Here is a 1,959-nt window from a genome sequence, read left to right on the forward strand (position 1 = left end):
GCCAGGTTGAGCGCCGTATCCTCGATCATGTCTTCCTGGCCGCCGACCATGCCGCGTCGGCCCATCTCGACCAGGATCTCGCGCGCGGGCACGCCGTACTTCTTCTCGGCGCGCTTGGCGAACAGCAGGAAGGAGCCATACACGCCGGCGTAGCCCAGCGTGAGCGCATCGCGGTCGATGCGGATCGGGAAGTCCATGATCGGCACCACCAGGTCCTCGGCCACGTCCTGGATCTTGAACACATCCACGCCGGTCTCGATCCCCATTAGGTCGCACACCGCGATGAACACTTCCATCGGGGTGTTGCCCGCACCGGCCCCCAGGCCAGCGGCCGCGGCGTCGATGCGGCTGGCACCGACTTCGAGCGCGGCCAGGCTGTTGGCCACGCCCATGGCCAGGTTGTGGTGGCCGTGGAAGCCGAGCTCGGTCTCGGGCTTGAGCGCATCGCGCACCGCACTGAGACGCGACTTGACCGTGTCGGGCAGCAGGTGGCCGGCCGAGTCGGTGACGTAGATGCAGTTGGCGCCGTAGCGCTCCATCAGCTTGGCTTGCTTGACCAGGCCTTCGGGGCTGTTCATGTGCGCCATCATCAGAAAGCCGACGGTGTCCATGCCCAGCTTGCGGGCGTAGCCGATGTGCTGCTCGGAGACGTCGGCCTCGGTGCAGTGGGTGGCCACGCGGATGGTGGAGACGCCCAGTTCGTGCGCCATCTTGAGGTGATCGACCGTGCCGATGCCCGGCAGCAACAGCGCCGACACCCTGGCCTGCTTCATCAGCGGGATCACGGCAGACAGGTACTCCTCGTCGCTGTGGGCCGGGAAGCCGTAGTTCACCGAGCTGCCGCCCAGGCCGTCGCCGTGGGTGACCTCGATCAGCGGGATGCCCGCCTCGTCCAGGCCGCAGGCGATGGTCTTCATCTGCTCGAGCGTCATCAGGTGGCGCTTGGGGTGCATGCCGTCGCGCAGGGTCATGTCATGCACGGTGACTTTCTTGCCGCGAAGTTCCATGTTCATCTCTCCTTGTGGCCGGGGCGCTCAGGCCACCATCGTGGCGCGGTTGGATTCAAGCTTGAGGCGACCGGCCAGGATCTCCTCGGCGAACATCTCGGCGGTGCGCGCACCGGCCGCGGTCATGATGTCGAGGTTGCCGGCGTACTTGGGCAGGTAGTCGCCCAGGCCTTCGACCTCGAGGTACACCGAGACGCGCTTGCCGTCGAACACCGGGCCATTGACCAGGCGGTAGCCGGGCACGTATTTCTGCACCTCGCGGATCATGGCGTGGATGGATTCGGTGATCGCCGCCTGGTCGGGCTCGGTCTCGGTGAGGCAATGCACCGTGTCGCGCATGATCAAGGGCGGTTCGGCCGGGTTGAGGATGATGATGGCCTTGCCCTGCTTGGCGCCGCCGACCTTCTCGACCGCGCCCGCGGTGGTGCGGGTGAATTCGTCGATGTTCTTGCGCGTGCCGGGGCCGGCCGACTTGGAGGACACGGTGGCGACGATCTCGCCGTAGGCCACCGGCTGCACGCGGGAGACGGCCGCGACCATCGGGATCGTGGCCTGGCCGCCGCAGGTGACCATGTTCACGTTCATTTCACCCTTGCCGACGTGTTCCACCAGATTGACCGGCGGCACGCAGAAGGGGCCGATCGCCGCCGGGGTGAGGTCGATCATCAGCACGCCCAGTTCATTGAGCTTGCGGCTGTTCTCGGCGTGCACATAGGCCGAGGTGGCATCGAAGGCGATCTGCACGCCGTCGGCCAGCACGTGCGGCAGCAGGCCGTCGACGCCCTCGGCGGTGGTCTTGAGGCCGAGCTCGCGCGCACGCGCCAGGCCTTCCGAGCTGGCGTCGATGCCCACCATCCACACCGGCTCGAGCACCGGACTGCGCTTGAGTTTGTACAGCAGGTCGGTACCGATGTTGCCCGGACCGATCAGGGCGCATTTGATCTTGTTCATG

The 1,959-nt window shown here is 66.5% G+C and carries 2 protein-coding genes; both read right to left on the minus strand.

The features are described 5' to 3' along the window. Nucleotides 1-1,007, minus strand: a 1,007-nt coding sequence (dmpG, locus tag P7F68_RS19830; protein ID WP_277835655.1) for a 4-hydroxy-2-oxovalerate aldolase, incomplete at its 3' end; no start/stop codon positions are given. A gap of 27 nt (nucleotides 1,008-1,034) precedes the next feature. After that, nucleotides 1,035-1,958 carry an acetaldehyde dehydrogenase (acetylating) gene (locus P7F68_RS19835; protein ID WP_277835656.1) on the minus strand — a complete coding sequence of 308 codons (924 nt, stop codon included), beginning with the start codon at nucleotides 1,956-1,958 and terminating at the stop codon, nucleotides 1,035-1,037. Nucleotide 1,959 lies beyond the last annotated feature (1 nt).

The organism is Thauera mechernichensis (assembly GCF_029588855.1).
Lineage (GTDB): Bacteria > Pseudomonadota > Gammaproteobacteria > Burkholderiales > Rhodocyclaceae > Thauera > Thauera mechernichensis.

Coding starts and splice junctions, on each gene's coding strand:
- P7F68_RS19835 (WP_277835656.1), bottom strand. CDS start 1,958: ATGAACAAGATCAAATGCGCCCTGATCGGTCCGGGCAACATCGGTACC.